Annotated in this window: 23 protein-coding genes; 12 read left to right on the plus strand and 11 right to left on the minus strand. The window is 58.9% G+C overall.

All coding sequences use genetic code 11. From position 1 onward, the window contains the following. The first annotated feature begins 13 nt into the window (after positions 1 to 13). The 8 genes from ispF (at position 14) to FXO11_RS07625 (ending at position 6852) form a co-directional block, all read left to right on the plus strand. Entirely contained in the window at positions 14 to 496 is a 483-nt protein-coding gene (ispF, locus tag FXO11_RS07590; RefSeq protein WP_148862420.1) for a 2-C-methyl-D-erythritol 2,4-cyclodiphosphate synthase, read from the plus strand. Further along, entirely contained in the window at positions 493 to 1473 is a 981-nt protein-coding gene (gene truD, locus FXO11_RS07595) for a tRNA pseudouridine(13) synthase TruD (RefSeq protein WP_148862421.1), read from the plus strand. The genes ispF and truD overlap by 4 nt, the downstream gene beginning before the upstream one ends. Positions 1474 to 1545: 72 nt before the next feature. Beyond that, positions 1546 to 2295 carry a 5'/3'-nucleotidase SurE gene (gene surE, locus FXO11_RS07600; RefSeq protein WP_148862422.1) on the plus strand — a complete coding sequence of 250 codons (750 nt, stop codon included), beginning with the start codon at positions 1546 to 1548 and terminating at the stop codon, positions 2293 to 2295. After that, positions 2295 to 2951 (plus strand): protein-L-isoaspartate(D-aspartate) O-methyltransferase, encoded by a 657-nt coding sequence (locus FXO11_RS07605; protein ID WP_148862423.1) that lies wholly within the window; start codon positions 2295 to 2297, stop codon positions 2949 to 2951. The genes surE and FXO11_RS07605 overlap by 1 nt, the downstream gene beginning before the upstream one ends. Next, a complete protein-coding gene (locus tag FXO11_RS07610) occupies positions 2948 to 3931 on the plus strand; it encodes a DUF368 domain-containing protein (protein ID WP_148862424.1) in 984 nt (327 codons plus the stop codon). Before FXO11_RS07605 ends, FXO11_RS07610 begins: the two co-directional genes overlap by 4 nt. A 245-nt stretch (positions 3932 to 4176) precedes the next feature. Beyond that, on the plus strand, positions 4177 to 4932 hold the full coding sequence (locus FXO11_RS07615) for a peptidoglycan DD-metalloendopeptidase family protein (RefSeq protein ID WP_148864834.1): 756 nt from the start codon (positions 4177 to 4179) through the stop codon (positions 4930 to 4932). A 140-nt stretch (positions 4933 to 5072) separates the two neighbouring features. Then, complete coding sequence (gene rpoS, locus FXO11_RS07620) at positions 5073 to 6074, plus strand: RNA polymerase sigma factor RpoS (protein WP_148862425.1); 1002 nt, start codon at positions 5073 to 5075, stop codon at positions 6072 to 6074. Between the two features lie 211 nt (positions 6075 to 6285). Further along, positions 6286 to 6852, plus strand: coding sequence for a chalcone isomerase family protein (locus tag FXO11_RS07625; RefSeq protein WP_148862426.1), 567 nt, complete (start codon positions 6286 to 6288; stop codon positions 6850 to 6852). A 207-nt stretch (positions 6853 to 7059) separates the two neighbouring features. Here the strand turns inward: FXO11_RS07625 and nth are convergent, their stop codons facing one another. The 8 genes from nth to metG are packed head-to-tail and all read right to left on the minus strand — an operon-like array spanning position 7060 to position 15187. After that, complete coding sequence (nth, locus tag FXO11_RS07630; protein ID WP_148862427.1) at positions 7060 to 7701, minus strand: endonuclease III; 642 nt, start codon at positions 7699 to 7701, stop codon at positions 7060 to 7062. Positions 7702 to 7708: 7 nt separating this feature from the next. After that, positions 7709 to 8425, minus strand: coding sequence for an electron transport complex subunit E (locus FXO11_RS07635; protein ID WP_148862428.1), 717 nt, complete (start codon positions 8423 to 8425; stop codon positions 7709 to 7711). A 1-nt stretch (position 8426) separates the two neighbouring features. Beyond that, the gene (gene rsxG / locus FXO11_RS07640; RefSeq protein WP_148862429.1) at positions 8427 to 9080 is read right to left on the minus strand and encodes an electron transport complex subunit RsxG; all 654 of its coding nucleotides are present in this window, start codon (positions 9078 to 9080) and stop codon (positions 8427 to 8429) included. Between the two features lie 11 nt (positions 9081 to 9091). Then, positions 9092 to 10138 carry an electron transport complex subunit RsxD gene (rsxD, locus tag FXO11_RS07645; RefSeq protein WP_148862430.1) on the minus strand — a complete coding sequence of 349 codons (1047 nt, stop codon included), beginning with the start codon at positions 10136 to 10138 and terminating at the stop codon, positions 9092 to 9094. Positions 10139 to 10152: 14 nt separating this feature from the next. Then, entirely contained in the window at positions 10153 to 11919 is a 1767-nt protein-coding gene (gene rsxC / locus FXO11_RS07650; RefSeq protein WP_148862431.1) for an electron transport complex subunit RsxC, read from the minus strand. Continuing rightward, entirely contained in the window at positions 11919 to 12512 is a 594-nt protein-coding gene (gene rsxB, locus FXO11_RS07655) for an electron transport complex subunit RsxB (protein ID WP_148862432.1), read from the minus strand. The genes rsxC and rsxB overlap by 1 nt, the downstream gene beginning before the upstream one ends. A gap of 13 nt (positions 12513 to 12525) precedes the next feature. Continuing rightward, positions 12526 to 13107 carry an electron transport complex subunit RsxA gene (gene rsxA, locus FXO11_RS07660; RefSeq protein WP_148862433.1) on the minus strand — a complete coding sequence of 194 codons (582 nt, stop codon included), beginning with the start codon at positions 13105 to 13107 and terminating at the stop codon, positions 12526 to 12528. A 34-nt stretch (positions 13108 to 13141) separates the two neighbouring features. Continuing rightward, the gene (gene metG / locus FXO11_RS07665; RefSeq protein ID WP_148862434.1) at positions 13142 to 15187 is read right to left on the minus strand and encodes a methionine--tRNA ligase; all 2046 of its coding nucleotides are present in this window, start codon (positions 15185 to 15187) and stop codon (positions 13142 to 13144) included. A gap of 285 nt (positions 15188 to 15472) precedes the next feature. Here metG and apbC point away from each other — a divergent pair, with 285 nt between their 5' ends. The 4 genes from apbC (at position 15473) to FXO11_RS07685 (ending at position 19243) form a co-directional block, all read left to right on the plus strand. Then, complete coding sequence (gene apbC, locus FXO11_RS07670; RefSeq protein ID WP_148862435.1) at positions 15473 to 16570, plus strand: iron-sulfur cluster carrier protein ApbC; 1098 nt, start codon at positions 15473 to 15475, stop codon at positions 16568 to 16570. A 160-nt stretch (positions 16571 to 16730) separates the two neighbouring features. Then, entirely contained in the window at positions 16731 to 17297 is a 567-nt protein-coding gene (dcd, locus tag FXO11_RS07675; RefSeq protein WP_148862436.1) for a dCTP deaminase, read from the plus strand. Between the two features lie 68 nt (positions 17298 to 17365). Continuing rightward, positions 17366 to 17965, plus strand: a complete 600-nt coding sequence (locus FXO11_RS07680; protein WP_148862437.1) for a YjaG family protein — start codon at positions 17366 to 17368, stop codon at positions 17963 to 17965. Between the two features lie 15 nt (positions 17966 to 17980). Beyond that, on the plus strand, positions 17981 to 19243 hold the full coding sequence (locus FXO11_RS07685) for a valine--pyruvate transaminase (protein ID WP_148862438.1): 1263 nt from the start codon (positions 17981 to 17983) through the stop codon (positions 19241 to 19243). Here FXO11_RS07685 and FXO11_RS07690 read toward each other — a convergent pair. The 3 genes from FXO11_RS07690 to purM all read right to left on the minus strand — a co-directional run bounded on the left by FXO11_RS07690 (position 19221) and on the right by purM (position 22057). Next, entirely contained in the window at positions 19221 to 19991 is a 771-nt protein-coding gene (locus FXO11_RS07690) for a DUF3108 domain-containing protein (RefSeq protein WP_148862439.1), read from the minus strand. The two genes, FXO11_RS07685 and FXO11_RS07690, sit on opposite strands and share 23 nt — an antisense overlap. Positions 19992 to 20297: 306 nt before the next feature. Beyond that, complete coding sequence (gene purN / locus FXO11_RS07695) at positions 20298 to 20981, minus strand: phosphoribosylglycinamide formyltransferase (protein ID WP_148862440.1); 684 nt, start codon at positions 20979 to 20981, stop codon at positions 20298 to 20300. A gap of 8 nt (positions 20982 to 20989) precedes the next feature. Continuing rightward, positions 20990 to 22057, minus strand: a complete 1068-nt coding sequence (gene purM, locus FXO11_RS07700) for a phosphoribosylformylglycinamidine cyclo-ligase (protein WP_148864835.1) — start codon at positions 22055 to 22057, stop codon at positions 20990 to 20992. Positions 22058 to 22266 lie beyond the last annotated feature (209 nt).

The raw sequence follows: 22266 nt of genomic DNA on the forward strand, positions 1-22266 counted from the left end.
TAGGATTGAAGCCATGCGTATAGGCCAGGGGTACGATGTTCACGCATTCTGCGAGGGCGACGGCATTGTGGTGGGCGGTGTCCGCATTCCGCACACGCAGGGAGTCGAGGCCCATTCGGACGGCGATGTACTGCTCCATGCAATCGCCGATGCGCTGTTAGGTGCGGCGGCACTCGGCGATATCGGTCATTTTTTCCCGGATACCGAGGCGCAGTGGAAGGGGGCCGACAGCCGCGACTTGCTGCGCGCTGTGCTCCGAGCGGTCCATGCCGGTGGTTACCGCGTGGTTAACGTGGACAGCACGATTATCGCCCAGAAGCCTAAAATGGCACCGCACATCGATCAGATGCGTGGCCTTATCGCTGAAGATCTTGGCCTGGATGTAGGTGCGGTGAGCGTCAAGGCGACCACAACAGAAAAGCTCGGGTTTACGGGCCGGGAGGAAGGCATCGCCTGCCAGGCGGTATGCTTGCTCACGTCGGGTGTACCGTCATGAGTCAGTGGCGATTGGATTGGCCGTCGGCTTCGGGGTCGCGTCTGGGGACCGCTGTCATGCGCCAGGTACCCGAGGATTTTGCGGTCGATGAGCTGATCGATATCGAGTTTACGGGCGAGGGCGAGCATCTTTGTCTTCGGCTGGAGAAAGCCGGTGACAACACGGAGTTTGTCGCTCGCGAGCTGGCCCGGCTGGCCGGCCTGCGTCCGTTCGATGTCAGTTTCTGTGGCCTCAAAGACCGCCATGCCGTAACGCGCCAGTGGTTCAGTCTTTACCGGCCCGGCAAGTTGGACGACGAAGCGTTCATTGCGGCAGTCAATAGCCGGTGGCGCGTGCTAAATCACGCCCGTCATCGTCGAAAGCTACGACGGGGCGAGCATATCGGCAACCACTTTCGGTTACGGCTTCGCGCAGTCACAGCCCCGGCTGATGAGGTTGAACAGCGGCTCAAGAAAATTGCGAGCCGTGGCGTTCCCAACTATTTCGGGCCGCAGCGGTTTGGCCGAGGTGGTAGCAATCTCGCCAAGGCAGTTGCCGAAGGCGATCGCCCGCGGCGCGGACGTAACTTCAAAGCCGGCATGGCATTTTCTGCCGCCCGCTCATGGCTGTTTAACGAGGTATTGGCTGAGCGTGTGGAGCAAGGGAGCTGGACCCAGATGCTCGACGGCGAGCCCTCTGCGGAGCCCAGCGGCCCGCTATGGGGGGATGGTGGAACGGCTGCCGCCGGGGAGCTGGGCGAGTTCGAGCGGGCCGTCGTCGCCCGTTTCCCTGAGGTACAGGCGGTGTTTTCGAGTACGCGGATGAAACCGGAGCGTCGTGCGCTTGCCTTGCCCTTGAGTGGACTGACTTGGCAGTGGGAAACAGCCGATACATTGTGTCTTGAGTTTGCCCTGGGGCCGGGTGGATTTGCCACTATGCTGGTTGCTGAAATTCTGGACACCGTATCTGGCGACACCGATTCAAACCCGGCATCATAAGGTTTTGTCTGGTGCAATCTGACATTTTATCTGCGGCGGTTTCGAGGCTGCAGCAACCGAACGGAGCTTAGTGTGCACATTCTCTTGGCGAACGACGACGGCGTTCATTCACCGGGGCTGAAAATGCTCTACGAGGGGCTGGAGGGGCTAGGCGATCTCAGTGTTGTCGCTCCAGATCGGGATCACAGCGGCGCCAGCAACTCGTTGACCCTGAGCCGGCCGCTGACTGTCGAGTCCCATCCCCAGGGATTCCTGTCCGTCGACGGTACACCCACCGATTGTGTTCACTTGGCTGTCAACGGCCTGTTCGACCATGGGTTCGACCGGGTCGTTTCGGGCATCAATACTCACGCTAATCTCGGTGACGACGTGATTTATTCCGGCACTGTCGCTGCCGCTACCGAAGGACGCTTCTTGGGGATGCCGGCCATCGCCGTGTCATTGGTGAATACCGGTAACTTCCATTACGAAACTGCGGCGAAAGCGGTTCGGCAGTTACTTGAAAAGGAAGCCTCTCTGGCACTCGGACCCAGGTGTCTGCTGAACGTCAACGTGCCGGATGTACCTTGGGAAGATATTCAGGGCTTTCAGGTCACCCGTCTGGGCCATCGCGTGCGTGGAGAGTCGGCGGTCCCCATGACCTGTCCCCGTGGTAAAACGCGCTACTGGATCGGTGCTGCGGGCGAGGGGGACGATGCGGGGCCCGGTACTGATTTTCACGCGGTGCAGCACGGTTATGTATCGGTCACACCTATCCAGGTGGACATGACCCGGCATGAGGCGCTGGATGCACTGCGCAACTGGTTGGAGGTGGAACATTAATGGTGTCGGAAATTCAGGGCATCGGCATGACCTCGCGTCGCACCCGGATGCGGCTGGTGCAGCGTCTACGTGAAGGGGGGATCAAGGACGAGCGGGTACTGCAAGCCATTGCCGAAACGCCGCGGCACATTTTCCTGGATGAAGCCCTATCACATCGCTCGTATGAAGATACTGCGCTGCCTATTGGCTACCAACAGACCCTATCCCAACCTTATATCGTCGCGCGGATGACCGAAATCCTGATGGAATTCCAACCCAAGCGTGTATTGGAGCTGGGTACCGGGTCGGGCTATCAGGCGGCTATCCTGGCCCACCTTGTGGATGACGTTTTCAGTGTCGAGCGAATCAAGCCTTTGCTGGACAAGGCGAGGGAGCGCATGCGGGCATTGAGTTACCGTAATGTCCAACTACGCCACTCCGACGGCGGTATGGGGTGGCCGGAGCAAGGACCATTCGATGGCATCATCGTCACTGCGGCGCCTTCGCGCGTCCCCGAGGGCTTGCTACCTCAATTGGCCGACGGCGGGGTCATGGTGGCGCCGATTGGCGAAGGAACCCAGATGCTGACACGTATTGTCCGCCGGGGCTCCGGCTACGATACCAGTGAAATCGAACCCGTGCGTTTTGTCCCCTTGTTGGGCGGTGTCGTTCGATGAATGAATCCCCCGTGTCGCCCCCGACGCAAGATAAAACGCAACGCCCGCCCGGTGTCTTTCTTCGCGGCTTGGCCATGGGGGCCGCTGACGTGGTACCCGGTGTGTCCGGGGGTACCATCGCGTTCATTACGGGTATCTATGTGCGCCTGCTGGATGCGATCAGCGCTTTTCCCAAAGCGTTCTTTACTGAATTGCTCAAGGGGCGGTGGGCCGCTTTTTGGCGGAATATCGACGGTACGTTCCTGATTGCACTGTTCGCCGGCATCCTGACCAGCGTCGCCACCCTGGCGGGAGTGATCAAGTATGCGCTGCAAGCCCATCCCGTTTTGCTCTGGAGCTTTTTCTTCGGGTTGATCCTGGCCTCTGCTTGGTACGTCGGTCGGGAGATTGACCGCTGGAGTCTGCGGCAAGGGATCCTGCTCGTGGCCGGTATGCTGTTCGCCTGGTTGATTACCCAATTGACACCCGGCCAGGCGCCAGTCACCTCGTTGTCCCTGTTCGGGGCTGGCGCGCTGGCGATATGCGCCATGATTCTCCCGGGTATCTCCGGCAGCTTTATTTTGCTGATACTGGGGATGTACGGGCCTGTCCTGGGCGCGATTAACGAAATGCAACTGGACCGCCTCGCGCTGTTTGTGACAGGTTGTGCCGTCGGCCTGCTCTCGATCGCGCAATTGCTTTCCTGGGCCTTTTCCAGATACCGGGATGCCATGCTGGCGCTATTGACGGGGTTCATGCTGGGCGCCCTCAATAAGGTGTGGCCCTGGAAAGAAGCCTTAACCTGGCGCACCAGCAGTCACGGTGAACGAGTTCCGCTAGAGGAAATCAATTTGCTGCCAGCCACGTACGCCGAAGTGACCGGTAATTCCGCCGCACTGGTGCCGGCGATCTTGCTTGCGGTCTTGGGTATTGTGCTCGTGCTTGGATTGGATTGGGCGGGACGGTTTGTCAGAGAGAAAAGAGGCTCCGAGTCTCCGTGAAAGTGTGAACTGTTACTTATGGTGTTACTGTTCGGAACACCAAGCTAAGTTAAGTAACTTTAACCTGGATAAAAAATGCGCAATAAATTAGAGGCTTATATTGTGTTCTTCACAGAGAGCGCTATTTTTCATACAAGTTTGAAATAAAAAAAGAAGCTTTTATATCCGTGAGCTTAGATGGTCGTAAAGATGTTCAGGGCCTGAACCTGACGGTTTTGTTTCTGAAGCCGCGCAACCGACGTCCCATTTTTCGGGGGCTGGGCCTTTGGCTGTTTGCTTTGTTATTACTTTCGGGCTGCAATACGGCGGATATCTATCACGACGACCGCTATAACCCGCCGGTCTATTGGGGACGCCACGTCGCCCAACCGGGTGAAACGCTCTATAGCATCGCTTGGCGTTACGGTCGGGATTATCGCGAGCTAGGTAATGCCAATGGTATTGCACCGCCGTACCACATCAAGGCCGGACAAGTCATACGGCTCGATCTGAGGGGCCGGGCGCCCTCCGGCTCTACGCCGTCAGCGCGTCCCCCGCCCAAACCAGCATCGGCGTCGACCCCACCGCCCAAAGTCCAGAAAGCCCCTCGTGCCGATAAATCGCTGGCGAAACAGACCCAGGTAGTATCGAATATTCAATGGCGCTGGCCCAACATTGGCCCTGTAATTGCAGGATACTCAACGTCGGGAAAAGTCAACAAGGGGATTGATATTTCCGGCGCGGTCGGTGATCCAATAAGGGCGGCCGCTGGAGGAAGTGTAGTCTATGCAGGCAGCGGTCTATTAGGATACGGTAACCTTATAATCATCAATCATGATGAGCATTTTCTGAGCGCATACGCGCACAATCGAAAAATTTTGGTGCAGGAGGGTGAAAACGTCAGGGCGGGCCAGCTCATTGCCGAAATGGGCAGCAGCGGCGCCAACGAGGTTAAGCTGCACTTTGAGATAAGAAGGAACGGAAATCCGGTGGATCCCTCGCATTATCTTCCTCCGCGATAACCGTGGCACTGCCCGGACTGCTGAAAAACCACGTGTAACAGAGCTGAAAAACAAACGTGCAATAAGCAACAGCAGGCATCAGCCGAACAACAAGAATTCCGGCGGATGAAAAAAATGGGGTTTAAGGCGGGGCTAGAACTATGTCAGCAGAGCGTGAAGAACTCATTGTTGATCGGGTAGCGGATGTCGAGGATCCAGAAGAAGAAACTCTGACAGCTACAGACCGTAACGACGACCAGGATAATGATTCGCCACTGAGCGGCGAATCCGACCTCTCAAAGAAGACCGGCCGCTACTACACGAGCCAGAAACAGCTGGATGCCACCCAGCTCTACCTCAACGAAATCGGTTTCTCTCCACTCCTCACACCTGAAGAAGAAGTCTACTTTGCGCGCCTGGCCCGTAAAGGCGAGGAATCCGGCCGCAAACGCATGATCGAGAGCAACCTTCGCCTGGTGGTGAAGATTGCCCGCCGCTACGTTAACCGGGGGCTGACCCTGCTGGATCTGATCGAGGAAGGTAACCTCGGCCTGATCCGGGCAGTAGAGAAGTTCGATCCCGAGCGTGGCTTCCGCTTCTCGACTTATGCCACATGGTGGATTCGCCAGACAATCGAGCGGGCCATCATGAACCAGACGCGGACCATTCGCTTGCCGATCCATGTGGTCAAAGAGCTCAATCTTTACCTGCGCGCAGCCCGTGAATTGACCCAGAAGCTGGATCACGAGCCATCCGCGGAAGAGATCGCCCGCATGGTGGACAAGCCGGTCACTGACGTTAAACGCATGCTTGGCCTCAACGAGCGAGTGACATCGGTCGACACGCCCATCGGCAGCAGTGGCGAAAAGTCCCTGCTGGACACGGTGGCGGATGAAGGCGCGACCGACCCGGCAGACCTGCTACAAGATTCCAACATGCAGGGCTGCATCGAGCGTTGGCTGGATCAGCTCAGCGATAAGCAGCAGGAAGTCCTGTCCCGCCGCTTCGGCCTGCGTGGCTACCAGACCAGCACGCTAGAGGAAGTCGGGCAGGAGATTGGCTTGACCCGCGAGCGGGTGCGGCAGATTCAGGTCGAGGCGCTGCGTCGGCTGCGGGAAATTCTCGAGAAGGAAGGGCTGTCCGGCACGACGCTGTTTAAGTAACTGCTGTACTTAAGACGGCGTCAGTACGTCCACCCGGAAGCCGGCCCCTCACTGAGGGTGCCGGCTTCTCGCGTTCAGGGTACGGAAAATATGACGGCAGCAAATGAGAACCAGACATCAGAGACCTGAAATCGTCATTGCTAAAATGCAATGGGTCTAGACGGACCGTGTTTTTAAAATAAAAAATAATCAAACGTTTAGGGACATGACGATGAAAAAGGTAACTTCAGCACTGCTGCTTTCCCTGGCTCTGGTCGGGCCGACTTCCGCACTCACTGTCGAAGGCGTCGACATACCGGAGCAGGTGTCAGCTAATGATTCCAAGTTGATGCTTAACGGCGCCGGCGTTCGCTCCAAGTGGTTTCTCGATCTATACGTGGGCAGTCTCTACGTACCTCAAAACCAATCCAATGCCCAGGCGATCATCGATGCCGACGAGCCCCAGGCTATTCGCCTGGATATTATCTCCGGCATGATTACCAGCGATAAGATGAGCTCGGCCACATTAGAAGGTTTTGAAGCGTCCACAGACGGCAACATGGCGCCCGTACAGGCCGAGATCGACAAGTTCATGAAGGTCTTCAAGGAAGAGATCAAAGAAGGTGACAACTTCGATCTGGTGTACGTGCCGGGCGAGGGAACACAGGTCTACAAAAACGGCGAGAAGAGAGACACCATCGTTGGGATGCCCTTCAAGAAGGCGCTTTTCGGAATCTGGCTCTCCGACGAGCCGGCCCAGGAAGATCTGAAGGCGGCGATGCTGGGTAAAGGCGACTGAGCTCACAACTTTCGAAAAGGGAGCCCAAATCGGCTCCTTTTTCTATCTCTTGAGGGGGGGGGCATGAATACGTTTCCCTTCGCATCAGTATTAATCGCTTGGCAGCCCTCGGGCGACTCCGAAGCTAAGCCGTCGGCTACATTTTTCAGTTTTCCTCGAGCATGTAGTTGGAGCTTCTAAGGCACCCGTTATCCTGCGAGTTGCTGTCTACTCCAGGTAATCCCGCTTCTGCTTGAACTCGCACAGATCCTCAATAATACAGGCACCGCACTTGGGCTTGCGCGCAACGCACGTATAGCGTCCGTGCAGGATTAGCCAATGGTGGGCGTCCTGGAGATAGAGTTTGGGCACCAGGCGCATGAGCCGTTTTTCCACTTCATTGACGTTCTTGCCAGGCGCGATGCCGGTGCGATTTGAAACCCGGAAAATATGGGTGTCGACTGCCATGGTCGGTTGGCCAAACGCTGTGTTGAGCACCACGTTGGCGGTCTTGCGACCCACGCCGGGCAGAGCTTCGAGCTCCTCGCGGGTGCTCGGTACCTGGCTATCGTGGTTGTCGACCAGCGCACGGCAAGTCTTGATGACGTTTTCCGCCTTGCTGTTGAACAAACCGATAGTTTTAATATATTCCTTCAGGCCGTCGACACCCAGGTCGAAGATGGCTTGGGGCGTATTGGCCACGGGGAACAGTTTGGCCGTCGCCTTGTTGACCCCAACGTCGGTTGCCTGGGCCGAGAGGATCACGGCGATCAGCAGTTCGAACGGGTTGCTGTAGACCAGTTCGGTTGTGGGGTTGGGGTTTGCGGCTCTCAGGCGCTCGAAGATTGCGGTGCGTTTTTCCTTGTTCATGCTGGCCTCAGGAAACGTTGCCGGTAACGCGGACGCGCTTGCTGCCCACCTCGATGGATTTGACTTCACGGGCCTCGCGACGCTTGCGGATCTGGCCATCAATGCCGTTCTTCAAGGCAATCAGGAACCCCAACCCAACGAAGGCGCCGGGTGGCAGGACCATGAACAGCACGTTGGCGTAGTCGTCGAAGACCTGGATCTGCCAACCGTCCGCCGCCGAGCCAAAGATCAGGTCCATATCCGTGAACAGCGTGCCCTGACCGATGAGTTCGCGCATACCGCCTAAAGCGATCAGCACGAGCAGGAAACCCAAGCCCATCATTAAGCCATCCAGTATCGAGGGCAGTACGGGATTTCGCGACGCGAAGGCATCGGCCCGTCCAAGAATGGCGCAGTTGGTCACGATCAACGGAATGAAAATGCCGAGAATTTCGTAAAGTTCATAGGTGAAGGCCTGCATCAGCAGCTCTGCACAAGTGACGAACGAGGCGATGATCATCACGAAAGCCGGCAGGCGCACTGACTCGGATACGAAATTGCGAATCAGGGATACCGACAGATTCGAGCCGACCAACACCAGCAGCGTGGCCAGGCCCAGGCCGATACCGTTGACGACGGTGCCCGTCACCGCGAGCAGAGGGCAGAGGCCGAGTACCTGGACCAGTGCCGGATTGTTGGTCCAGAGACCATCCTTGATCAGTTCGATGGGGGTCTTGGTTGCCATATCAGCTTTCGTCTCCGTCGGTAGCCGCATCCGCCGATGGCTGGAGCAGCGCCGGGTGTCGTTCCGCGAAATACTTCAGGGCGCCGTGCACAGCGGAAACCACGGCTCGCGGGGTAATGGTGGCGCCGGTGAACTGGTCGAACTGCCCGCCGTCCTTCGCGACGGCCCACTGATCCCCGGGGATCCTATCCAATGACTTGCCGTTGAAGCTGTGTATCCAGTCTGACTTCTTGGTCTCGATCTTGTCGCCCAGGCCGGGTGTTTCCCGGTGCTGGGTGACGCGCACGCCGAGAATTTCGCCGTCGGCATCGATGCCCACCAGCATGCGGATTTCCCCGGAATAGCCGTTTGGCGCTACCACGGGCAGGATAATGCCGCTGACATCGCCGTCCACACGGGCGATATGGGCCTGAGCCTCGCTAGTGAGCCCCAGCTTGTCCGACGGTCCTACGGTCACTGTATCTTGTAACAGGTCGTTGTCATGCAGGTTCTCCGGAATGATCTGGAGCAGGGCGCCGGCCTCCGCCTGGCGAATCTGGTCCGTGATACGCTCCTGCGTGAACGCGTGGGTCAACGCGATCGTGCCTGCCGTAATGACGGCAAACAGGGCGAGGCCGATGGCGTTGCGGGTAACCGACTGACCGATGGATGCCATAGTTTTGCCTGTTAGCCTTTGCTCGGCTTGACGCGACGCGCGCGCCGATGGCCGTAGGTGCGCGGTTGCGTGTAATGATCGATAAACGGTACGGCGAAATTCATCAGCAACACCGCGAAGGCGATGGCGTCGGGGTAGCTGCCCCAGACGCGGATGATATAGAGCAGCACGCCGATGCCTGCGCCGTAGATCAGTTTCCCCTTATGGCTGGTGGCGGCGGATACCGGGTCGGTGGCGACGAAGAAGGCGCCCAGCATCGTGGCCCCGGAAAGCAGGTGGATTGACAGCGGCGTGTACCGGTCGGCGTCCCAGCCGAAGGCCAAGCTCATTAAGGCAAGGCCGGCCAGCATGCTCACCGGAATATGCCAGGTAATGATCCTCAGGCCCAGCAGCACCAGCCCGCCGGCCAGGAACGCCAGGTTCACCCACTCCCAGCCACGGGATATGAACTCGCCAAACGCGGGGTGCTCCAGAACCTGGGCGGACAATTGGGTGGAGATGTCGTGCTTGTAGATGTCCAGCGGCGTGGCCATGGTGTAACCGTCCACCTGGGCGTCGCCGCCAAAATTCAGCGCCAGCGTCTCGAACAGGCCGGGTGTCTCTGGGTCGCTCAGCCCGGTCGGGCTGGCCCAGTTGGTGGTCATGGCGACGGGGAATGAAATCAGGACGAGCGCGTAACCCACCATGGCCGGATTGAACGGATTGGAACCGAGCCCGCCGTAGAGTTGCTTGGCCAGGATAATGGCCACTACGACCGCTACGGCGCAGACCCACCAGGGCGCGAAGGGCGGCAGTGACAGACCAAGCAGTAGGCCGGTCACCGCGGCGGTGTTGTCGCGCAGGAAAAAGCCGGCCGGCCGCTGGCGCAGTTTCAGTATCAAGGCTTCCGTCGCCATGGCCAGGGCGATACAGAAGACCGTATTAATCAGATTGCCCCAGCCGAAGAACAACGTCTGCGCTGCCAGGCCGGGCAGGGTGGCGACGATGACCCAGAGCATCACCCGCGACGTGCGTTGCGGGCCATGGGCGTGGGGGGATGAAAGTCTGAGGAATGCCATTGGGTTACTCGCTGTCAGGACCGGGCGTTCGCGGTGTTACGAGCGTCAGCCAGAGCCTGTTCGGCGCGGTCGACACGGTCCTGGTTTTTGGCCACCGCACGCTCGAGCTTTTCCACGTCGCCGCCTTTGGCGCGTGCATCCTTGAGCAACCCTTCCATGTTTTTAAGCTTGGCTTTGGCCTTGGTGAGATTGCTTTCCAGTTCCTCGACGGCAGGGCCGGCCGGTGTGACCGTTTCGGCTGCTGACGGTTTCACGCCCTTGCGTGCGAGCGCTGCTTGCACGGCGGCGCTGGCGGAGGCTTTAGCAGGCGCCTTCTCCTGTTGCGCTTTCTTTTCCGCCTGGGCCTTGGCAGCCGCTTCAGCCCGCGCCTTGCGCTTAGCGTCCTTCTCCGCCTGTTCCCGTTCCAGCCGGGCCTGGCGCGCTTCGAAACGTTGGCGGGCACGGTCCGATTTCAACAGGTCTTCGCGCTGTTGCCGGATTTCGCCCTTGGCATGGCGGTAGAATTGCACCAGCGGAATGGTACTGGGGCAGACATAGGAGCAGGCGCCACACTCGATGCAATCGAACAGGTTGTGCTGTTCGGCTTTCTCGAACTCCCCGGCCTGGGCGAACCAGAACAGCTGTTGCGGTAGCAGTTCCATGGGGCAGACCTCGGCGCAGATGCCGCAGCGAATGCATGGCTGGGCTGGCGGCGGTGCCGGGAATTCCTGGGGCGAGCCGGCGATGACGCAATTGGTCGTTTTGATGACGGGCACCGCGGGGTTGTCCAGGGCGAAGCCCATCATTGGCCCCCCCATAATCAGGCGTTCGGTGCGCTGGCTGTCAAAGCCGCTCTGTTCGAGCAGGAAGCTGATGGGCGTGCCGATCAGCGCCTCGACATTGCCATTCTGTGCAATGCCCTCGCCCGTCAGGGTGGTGATCCGCGAGATGAGCGGTTCGCCATGATGAATGGCCCGGTGAACCGCCGCCGCAGTGCCCACGTTCTGACACATCACGCCGATATCCGCGGGAATGCTGCCGTGGGGTACTTCCAGGCTGGTCAGCATTTGAATGAGCTGCTTCTCGCCGCCAGACGGATACTTGGTCGGAACCACCACGACATCGATGTGTGTACCTTCCGCGGCCCGCTGCAACGCCTCGATCGCTTCCGGTTTGTTGTCCTCGATGCCGATCAGGCATGCCTCGGGTTGAAGGATATAGGCCATAATCTCAAGCCCGCCGACGATCTCCTCTGCCCGGGTCCGCATCAGCATGTCGTCAGCGGTAATATAGGGCTCGCACTCAGCGCCGTTGAGGATCAGGGTCTCTACCTTGTCTTCTTTTGGCGGATGCAGCTTGATCTCGGTGGGGAAGCCTGCCCCGCCCATGCCCGCAATACCGGCTTGGCGGATACGTTCTAACACCGCTTGCGGCGATGCTTGCCGGTAATCGTCAAGCGGATTGAGGGCCGTCCAGCGGTCTTCGCCGTCGGGCCGGATAACCACGCACCAGTCGGTCATGCCCGAGGGGTGAGGGACGGGATGCGGGACGATGCTCTCTACCGTGCCCGATGTCGACGCATGGATCGCCACGCTCAAGCGCCCCTGAGGCTCGGCCAGCATTTGCCCCTTGAGCACCTTTTGGCCCGGCTCGATCAGGGCCTGTGCCGGCGCGCCGATGTGCTGTTGCAACGGTACGCAGAGATACTCCGGCAGTGGCAGGCGGCGGATCGACGATCGTGTGGACTGTTGCTTGTTCTCCGGCGGGTGGATGCCGCCCGGGAAATCCCAGATCTTGCGCATCAGGAGATCACCTCGTAGCGGTCAGAGGCGATGATCCGGTCTTTGGCTGGCGTCAGGTTTGGGCGGTCCCAGTTCCAGCTCCGGATCGTGGTTTCCACCGGCACCATATCGATACAGTCCACCGGGCAGGGCTCGACGCATAGGTCGCAGCCGGTACATTCGCTCTCGATCACCGTATGCATGTGCTTGGCGGCGCCGAGAATGGCGTCCACCGGGCAGGCCTGGATACACTTCGTGCAGCCGATGCATTCGTCCTCGCGGATGACGGCGACCCGTTTGCCCTGATCGACGCCGTGCTCGGCGTCCAGCGGCTGTGGCTCCACATCCAGCAAATCGGCCAGTGCATGAATGGTGGCTTCACCGCCCGGGGGGCACTTGTTGATGGCGTCGCCGTTGGCGATGGATTCGGCGTAGGGACGGCAGCCAGGGAAGCCGCATTGACCGCACTGGGTTTGCGGTAACAGCGAGTCGATTTGGTTCACCAGCGGATTGCCTTCCACACGGAAGCGTTCGGCCGCAAAACCCAGCAAGCCGCCAAAGATCAGGGAAAGGACAACGAGTGCGCCGATAGCGATCAGGATACTGGTCCACATGGTGCTTACTCCGTCAGACGCTGACCAGGCCGGTAAAGCCGAGAAACGCTAACGACATAAGACCGGCGGTGACCATGCCGATGGCGGCGCCCTGAAAGGCGACAGGCACGTCGGCCACCGCTATACGCTCGCGCATGGCGGCGAAGAAGACCAGAACCAGGGAGAAGCCGATGGCTGCGCCCATGCCGTAGAGTACGGACTCGATGAAGTTGTTATTACGGTTAAGATTCAGCAGGGCGACACCCAGCACTGCGCAATTGGTGGTGATCAACGGCAGGAAGATTCCAAGCACCCGGTAGAGCAGGGGACTGGTCTTACGCACCACCATCTCGGTAAACTGGACGACCACGGCAATCACCAGAATGAAGGTGATGGTCTTCAGAAAGGCGAGGTCCAGCGGCGCCAGCAGGTAGGTGTAGACCAGATAGCTGCACACGGATGACAGGGTGAGTACGAACGTGGTCGCCAATGACATGCCCATGGCGGTTTCCAGCTTATTGGATACCCCCATGAAGGGACACAGGCCCAGGAACTGGACCAGGACAAAGTTGTTGACCAGAATCGTGCTGACCAGAATCAGCAGGTAATCTGCCATGGGATCTCTCTCCGCACCCTTGCGTGCGCGCTTTTTACATCACCCGCTGGCCGGGCTTGGCGCCGGAATCCGGTGACAGGATAAAGATATCCTTACCGCCCGGGCCCGCCGCCAGAACCATGCCTTCGGACAGACCGAATTTCATCTTGCGTGGCGCCAGGTTGGCGACCATCACGGTCAGCCGCCCCTGAAGCTCTTCCGGCGCATAGGCGGACTTGATGCCGGCAAATACGTTGCGCTCGCCTTCACCGATGTTCAGGGTCAGGCGCAGTAGTTTGTCGGCGCCTTCCACATGCTCGGCCTTGACGATTTCAGCGACCCGCAGATCCACCTTAGCGAACTCGTTGAAGTCGATCTCGTCGGCGATGGGCTCGACGTCGCTCTTGGCTTCTTTTGCCGATTTCTCGCCGGTGGCCGCCGCGAGTTCATCTTTGGAGGCCTCAAGCATGTTCTCGATCTGACTCATTTCAACCCGGTTCATCAGCGGCTTGAACTTGTTGATGGCGTGGTTTTCCAGCAGCTTGGCCCGGCCGTTCCAGTCCAGCGGCGCATTCAGGAACGCCTCGGACGCCTTGGCGGTGGCGGGCAGGATCGGCGCCAGGTAGGTCATCAGCAGACGGAACATATTGATGGCGTTGGTGGAAATGGCCTGCACCTCCGCGGCCTTGCTGTCGTCCTTGATGCGAACCCAGGGCTCCTCGTCGTTGACGTACTGGTTGGCGATATCCGCCAGTTCCATGATGCGGCGCATGGCGCGGCCGAATTCGCGGTTCTCGTAATGCCCGGCGATTTCCTCGCCGGCCTGGACAAATGTGGCCAGCTTCGAGGATTCGGTCACCTGGCCCAGCTTGCCGTCGAACTTCTTGGCGATGAAGCCCGCGGTGCGGCTGGCAATATTGACCACCTTGCCCACCAGGTCGGAATTCACGCGCTGGGCGAAGTCCTCCAGGTTGAGGTCCATGTCGTCCACGTTGCTGGTCAGCTTGGTGGCGAAGTAGTAGCGCAGGTATTCCGGATTGAGGTGATCCAGATAGGTCCTCGCCATGATGAAGGTGCCGCGGGACTTGGACATCTTCTTACCGTTGACCGTAATGAAACCGTGAGCGTAAACGGCCGACGGCGTACGGTATCCAGCACTGTGCAGCATGGAGGGCCAGAACAGCGCGTGGAAGTTGATGATGTCCTTGCCGATAAAGTGGTAGACCTCGGCCTTGGAGTCCGCCTTCCAGAAATGGTCGAAGTCCAGATCGTCGCGGCGGTCGCACAGATTCTTAAAGCTGGCGAGGTAACCGATGGGGGCGTCCAGCCAGACGTAGAAATATTTGCCTGGCGCGTCGGGGATCTCGAAGCCGAAATAGGGCGCGTCGCGGCTGATGTCCCACTCCTGCAGACCGGCATCGAGCCATTCAGCCAGTTTGTTGGCCACCTGAGGCTGCAGCGTGCCGCTACGGGTCCAGGTGCGCAGGAAATCGGCGAATTCCGGCAGGCGGAAGAAGTAGTGCTCGGATGCCTTGTCGATGGGCGTGGCGCCGGATACCGCTGAACGCGGATTGATCAGTTCCGCCGGGGTATAGGTGGCGCCGCAGACTTCGCAGTTGTCGCCGTACTGATCCTCGGACTTGCACTTGGGACAGGTGCCCTTGATGAAGCGATCCGCGAGGAACATGTTCTTCTCGGGGTCGTACGCCTGGGTAATGCTGCGAGTGGCGATATGCCCATTCTTCTTCAACTGTTCGTAGATGTAGCCGGAAAATTCGCGGTTTTCCGGCGAGTGGGTGCTGTAGTAGTTGTCGAAGTTGATCAGGAAGCCGGCGAAGTCCTGCTGGTGTTCCTGATTGATCCGCTCGATCAACGCCTCGGAGGTGATCCCTTCGCGCTCGGCACGAAGCATGATCGCGGTGCCATGGGCATCGTCGGCGCAAACATAGACACAGTTATTGCTGCGCATGTTCTGGTAGCGCACCCAGATATCGGTCTGGATGTATTCCAGCAAATGGCCCAGGTGGATCGGGCCGTTGGCGTACGGCAGGGCGCTGGTAACCAGGATGTCGCGCTTGGACGGTGCGTTGGCTTGCGTCATTGGATGTCCCAAACGTTGATCAGGAATGATGGCGTTCCGGCGACGATACGAATTGCCGGAAAAATGGGTCCCGAATGATACCGTTCACGGGCAACTTTTTCATCCCGTTTGTTGAGTGGAGCGGTTTCGGACGGCGCTTGGCGGTGGCTTGCGTTGGAACGGTTCAGTGTTCGGCGGCCCTGTGATTAAATAGAACTTCAGTAATAACGCACTAATTTAGTCAGGTAATCCGGCTTTACCTGAGCAAGCCTTGTGTTATCCCATTGATTCCGCATGGAGACGGATATGACCCAGATTTCCCGTGAAGCGATTGATTCTGCGATTCGAGAATATCGGGACCCTTACCTGGACGAGGACCTGTTCGCGTTGGATGCGGTGAAATCCGTGGAGATCGACGGTGATGCGGTAACGGTGCAGATCGAACTGCACTATCCGTCGGAAGGCATTGCTGGCGGGCTGCGGCAGCTTGTGGCTAATGCCATCGAAAACGTGCCCGGCGTGTCGAGAGCTACCGTGAATACGCGGCAGTCCATTCGCGCCTATCGCGCCCAGAAGGATCTGCAGTCTATCGCGGGGGTGAAAAATATCATTGCCGTGGCCTCTGGTAAGGGCGGTGTGGGCAAATCCACCACCGCGGTCAATCTGGCGTTGGCGCTGCACCTGGAAGGCTGCCGTGTGGGCATTCTCGATGCGGATATCTATGGCCCCAGCGTCGGTATGATGCTCGGACTGCCCGAGGGCACCCGACCCAAGACCCGCGACAATAAATTCTTTATCCCGGTGCCGGCGCACGGCGTCGAGGCCATGTCCATGGCGTTCCTGGTTACCGACAAGACGCCCATGGTCTGGCGCGGGCCGATGGTTAGCGGCGCCATGCAGCAACTGCTGACCCAGACCCAGTGGAACGACCTGGACTACCTGATCGTCGACATGCCGCCCGGCACCGGCGATATCCAATTGACCCTGGCGCAGAAAGTGCCGGTCACCGGCGCAGTGGTGGTCACCACGCCCCAGGACATCGCGCTACTGGACTGCAAAAAGGGCATCGAGATGTTCCGCAAAGTGGATATCCCGGTGCTGGGCGTGATCGAGAACATGAGCACGCACATCTGCAGCAATTGCGGCCATCACGAACCGCTGTTTGGCGAAGGGGGTGGCCAGCGGGTGGCGGAGAGCTACGACACTGAGCTGCTGGGCCAGTTGCCGCTGCACATGACCATCCGCGAGCAGACCGATAGCGGCCAACCCACCGTTATCGCCGAGCCGGACTCCGAGGTGGCGCGTATCTACCGGGATTCTGCCCGGCGTGTGGGCGCGCTGCTATCCCGCCGTGAGCGCAATCTGGCGTCGCCGATTCCCAGCATTTCCGTCAGCGACGATTGACGGGCACGCCGGGTCCCGTAACCTCGGCCCGGCGCAGCTCTTTCAAAAGTCCAAGCGTGTCTCGCGCCTTTGTTTTAAACACCCGCAGGCGTTAACATACCCACCTTTGTCGGGCGCATGATTGCGCACGCCCAGCAGCCTCTTGCGAGAATGACAGACGATGACGATTAAGGCAGACAAGTGGATCCGGCGCATGGCGCTGGAGCATGGCATGATCGAGCCGTTCGAGCCCGAGCAGGTGCGCGAGTCCTCCAAAGGACGGGTGATTTCCTACGGTACGTCCAGCTATGGTTACGATGTGCGCTGTAGCAACGAGTTTAAGATTTTCACCAACGTGCATTCGGCAACGGTCGACCCGAAGAACTTTGACGAGCAGAGTTTCGTCAATGTCACCAGCGATGTCTGTATCATCCCGCCGAATTCGTTTGCCTTGGCCCGCACAGTCGAGTATTTCCGTATCCCGCGTAACGTGCTGACGATTTGCCTGGGCAAGTCCACCTACGCCCGCTGCGGTATTATCGTCAACGTCACGCCGCTGGAGCCCGAGTGGGAAGGGCAGGTGACGCTGGAGTTTTCCAACACCACCAACCTGCCGGCAAAGATTTACGCCAACGAAGGTGTGGCGCAAATGCTTTTCTTCGAGTCCGACGAGGTCTGCGAAACCAGTTATATGGATCGCGGTGGCAAGTATCAGGGTCAGCGCGGCGTTACGTTGCCGAGAACCTGATGGTCCAGAACGAGATAAGCCCGAAATTTGACTAGCCGACGTTTCCCGTCTGCAATGGAGATGCTTTCTTGAACGCCAATCAGTTTCTCAAAGCCCTGGAGCAGCTGCGTGGCTGGCGGGAGTTTGCATTTATCCTGGCGCTCTCTGAGCGCGCCTTCCCCAACTATGTCATCTTCGACGAAGCCATCGGCGCCAAACAGTCCGCCAAGATGCGGATGCTGTTGGACGAAGCCTGGGGCATGCTGCAGGAAAAGGTCGGTGATGCGCGGATAGCCCAGAGCCTGGCGCGCCTCGAAAATCTCGCGCCGGACCCCGAAGCTTACGATATGTACGGCGTTTATCCGGCCGACGACTTCTGCCGGCTGCTGGAACAGGCCTTGCTGAATCGGCTCAATTCGACACGCCCGCGTGCGCTGGAAGCCTCTCAGATGGCCACGGCCACGGTGGCCCAGTTTATCGAAGTGTCAGAAGGCGAAGACCTCAGCGAAGACGAGCTGGTGCGCGTGCTGGATCGCCATGAATTGATGAAGGTCGACAAACTGTTTCAGCGCGAGCTGATCCTGTCCCTCAAAAAGCAGCGGGTACCTACAGAATCCTACATTGCCGATGTGCGTGAAGACGCCGCTAACGACGGTGTCAGCAACCTGGGTATTGCGCTGGACGACTAACGCCATAGGCTCGCCATGAAACTCTCCGCATTCGGACGCAAGTTCACCGCAGATTCCGGTATTACCTCGTTGATGGACGATCTGGGGAATGCGCTAGCGTCCGGCGACGATATGATCATGATGGGTGGCGGCAATCCGGGGCATGTGCCGGTTATTCAGACGCGATTGCGGGAAATTCTCGGTGATATCGTCGCCGACGAAGAGGCCTTCAAGCGGCTGGTCGGCGTCTACGATCCGCCTCAAGGCGAAAAGCGGTTTATCGCGGCTTTGACTGATCTGCTAAACGCGGAATACGGCTGGGGTCTGCGCCCTGAGAATATCGCCCTCACCAATGGCAGCCAGGCCGCCTTCTTCATGCTGTTCAACATGTTCGCCGGTGACGACGGGGAGGGCGATGAGCGTCACATTTTGTTGCCGCTGGCCCCTGAATACATCGGATACGCCGATGCGGGACTCAGCCGCAATCTGTTTCGTGCTGTAAAGCCCGACATTACGGCGACCGGCGATCATGAGTTCAAGTACCGCGTCGACTTCGATGCGCTGGAAGTCACCGAGTCCACTGGTGCGATCTGTGTTTCCCGGCCCACGAACCCCACTGGCAATGTGGTCACCGATGGGGAGATGGCCCACCTGGAAGCGCTGGCGGTGCAGCATGACGTGCCGCTGATTGTCGATGGCGCGTATGGCATGCCGTTTCCCAGTTTGCTGTTCGTGGATGCCACGCCGCGCTGGAACGATCAGATCATCCTCTGCCTGAGCCTGTCCAAATTGGGATTGCCGGCGGCCCGCACGGGCATCGTTATTGCCGCCGAACCGATCATCCGTGCGCTTTCGGGCATCAACGCCATCATGAATTTGGCCACCGGTAGCTTCGGTGCCATGCTTGCCGAACCGCTCGTGCGCAGTGGCGAGATTCTCTCGCTGAGCAAAGATGTGGTTTGTCCGTTCTACCGGGAAAAGATGCAGAAGGCGGTGGCGGTGCTCCATGACCGTCTGGGCGAGCGTTGTCCCTGGGCTGTCCATAAGCCCGAAGGGGCAATGTTCCTCTGGCTCTGGTTCCCGGATCTGCCAATCACCAGTCTGGCGCTCTATGAACGTTTAAAGCGGCGCGGGGTACTGGTGGTTTCAGGGCACTATTTCTTCCCGGGTTTACCCGAGGATGATTGGCGCCACCGCCATGAATGCTTGCGGGTGACCTACTCCCAGAACGATGAGCGTGTGGCACGAGGGCTGGAAATTATCGCCGACGAAGTGCTCAGGGTGTGGTCGGAGGCGTGACCTGCTGACCGTCCACGGTGGCGCTTTCCAGATGGATTTCGTAACGGGTGCCGTCACTCTCGATCTGCAGCAGGCGGATCAGCAAGTGGTCGTATTCGGGGGCGAGCCACATATACGTCTTACGTTTGCTTTCAGGCTCGCGCACCTTCTCCACTTTCACGGTTTCAATTGAACCCAGTTGCGAATCGATGGTTTCTTCACCGACTACCGCATAGGTATCTTCTTCCACTCGGTTCTTTCCGACGATTTGGTAGTGCATTTCAGTTTGGCCACGCTTGAGATCCTGACGCATTTGCAGCTGGTAGCTCAAGGGGTCCAGCGCCGTTGGCGGTAGCGCTATGTCGATATCGGTACTCTCGTAGCGGCCGGTCACCCGGTTGTCTGCCCAATTGAAATTCATCGCGCGGTGCCGGTCCGGGATCATGAGGCCTTCCAGGGCGTAACGATAGGTGCTCGGCCAGGCCCGGCCATCACGCCAGAGAAAGCGCGATGTCTCGGTAATATCGGCGATGAATGATTCGACCTTGAAGGTCGAAACCCAGGAGCCGTCCTCCAACTGTTCTACGGAGCGGGTGGCGCTCCCGTTGACAGGGATGCCTTTCTCGAGGGTGGCGCGATACGTTGCCTGCAGCGACACCGGCCCACGCGTTTCGGCGCTATCCGCAGCGGTCGCGGGTGCAGCCGCCAGGGCGCTGGCGATTAGCAACAGGCATTTGAGGTTTGGCAGAACTTTGGAAACAAGCATCATCGCTGAGTTTAACGGCTCTGATAGGGAGGTATGGGTATTTATGCAGGGCAGGGTTTTACGAGCATTTATCCGAGAATGGCCGCCAATCCTGCCTGCGGTGCTTTAATAAGCTAAGTTAAGGCTGGCGCCGGTGCAAGTGACCGGGCGGAAAGATTAGGAGCCTCCCGCCAACTTGTGAGCTGTTCGTAAAGCTGGAGATGATCTCGAAGGCTTTTTTATGTCTCTGCTGTTGCTGGCGGACAGGGCGAGCCTATTTGCAAGCGTCGCTCCTCTTGGTAAATGCGGTAAACGTGGTACACGTTGCTCCTATTGATAAACGTCGGCCGGCAAGGTCAGGATGGCAGGGATCGGTTCGCCGTCGAAGAGTACCTCGTCGTCGGGGCCGAGGTTGATCCGCCCTTCGCAGAACCAGCGCACAATGATCGGATAGAGTACGTGCTCGCGAGCCTGGACCCGGGCGCCAAGCGTCTGATCCGTATCGTTCTCCAGCACCGGCACTTCAGCCTGCGCGATGATGGGGCCGCCGTCGAGTTCTTCGGTTACAAAATGCACCGAGGTGCCATGGACGGTATCACCGGCTTCAAGCGCGCGGGCATGGGTTTTCAGTCCCTGATAATTCGGCAGTATAGACGGGTGGATATTGATCAGGCGACCCCGGAAATAGCGCACAAGATCGTCGGTTAGAATGCGCATGAATCCGGCCAGAACCACGAGATCCGGGGTGAGCTTTTCCAGCTTACGGATCAGCGCCGCGTCGAAGCTCTCGCGATTGTCGTACTGCGTATGATCGATCACAAAAGTTTCGATGCCAGCTCGCTGCGCCCGTTCGAGTCCGCCGGCATCCGGCCGGTTGGAACCGACCCCGACAATTCTGCCGGGATAATCGGCGGCGGTGGCTGAGTCTATCAGTGCCTGCAGGTTAGTGCCGGATCCCGAAATCAGAACGACAATACGTGGCTGGATAGACTTGCCCCCGTCTGACGGTGTCATTTGCGACGTCATGCTCGTGCGGCACCCGGACGGTATTGCACGCGCTCGCCGTCCTTGTCGTCTTTGGCTAAAGATTCGATGTGCCCCAGGCGCCAGGCGTTCTCGCCCAACCCCACCAGAGTGTCCAGCGCTTCCTGGGCCTGGGCTTCGGGCACGCAGACCACCATGCCGACACCGCAATTGAACGTGCGGTACATCTCGCGATCGTCGACGCCACCTGCTTCTTTGAGCCATTGAAAGACCGGCGGTAGGGTCCAGCTTTCAGTATCGATGATAGCTGCGGCGCCCTCAGGAAGTACCCGGGGGATATTTTCAGGCAGGCCGCCACCGGTAATGTGGGCCAGCGCGCGGACATCGATGGTTTTGATCAGCTTGAGAAGGTTCTTGACGTAGATACGGGTCGGCTCCATCAGCGCGTCGGCGAGGGTCGAATCACCGAGCGGCATATCGAGATCGGCATTGCTGACTTCCAGAATCTTACGGACCAATGAGTAACCGTTGGAGTGAGGGCCTGAGGAGCCCACGGCGAGCAATACGTCGCCAGCCTGCGTGCGCATGCCGTCAATGATTTCGTTGCGTTCGACAACGCCCACGCAGAAGCCTGCAAGATCGTAGTCGTCGCCTTCGTACATTCCAGGCATCTCAGCCGTTTCGCCGCCCACTAAAGCGCAGCCGGCGAGCTCGCAGCCACGGCCTATGCCGGCGACCACGTCCGCTGCCACGTCCACATTGAGTTTGCCGGTGGCATAGTAGTCGAGGAACATCAGGGGCTCGGCGCCACCAACAACCAAGTCGTTGACGCACATGGCCACCAGATCGATGCCGATGGAATCGTGGCGATTCAGTTGCATGGCCAGGCGCAGCTTGGTGCCGACGCCGTCGGTACCGGACACCAGAATAGGCTCTTTATAGCCTGTCGGCAGCGCTACCATTGCGCCAAAACCGCCCAGTCCACCGAGAACTTCAGGGCGGCGGGTTTTCGCTGCGGTCTCCTTGATGCGCTCGACGAGTGCGTTGCCGGCGTCGATATCCACGCCCGCGTCGCGGTAGGTGAGTCCCGCCTTTTTATCACCCATGCCCGATGTCTGGTCGCTCATGATTGTCAAAGCCCTGGTCTGGAAAAGGCGGCAATTTTAGCAGGTGGCGAGGAGCGGTCCAATGCATTCGGCGGGTAAACGGGGGTTTTTAAGCCGGACATACTGAAACGGAACATGGAGGCATGTTCACCGGGGCCTCTGCTACTCAGTGCCAAGGCCATGGTGTATCCTATCGGCCATTCCAGCGA

It is taken from the genome of Marinobacter fonticola (assembly GCF_008122265.1).
In the GTDB taxonomy this organism is placed as follows: Bacteria; Pseudomonadota; Gammaproteobacteria; order Pseudomonadales; family Oleiphilaceae; genus Marinobacter_A; species Marinobacter_A fonticola.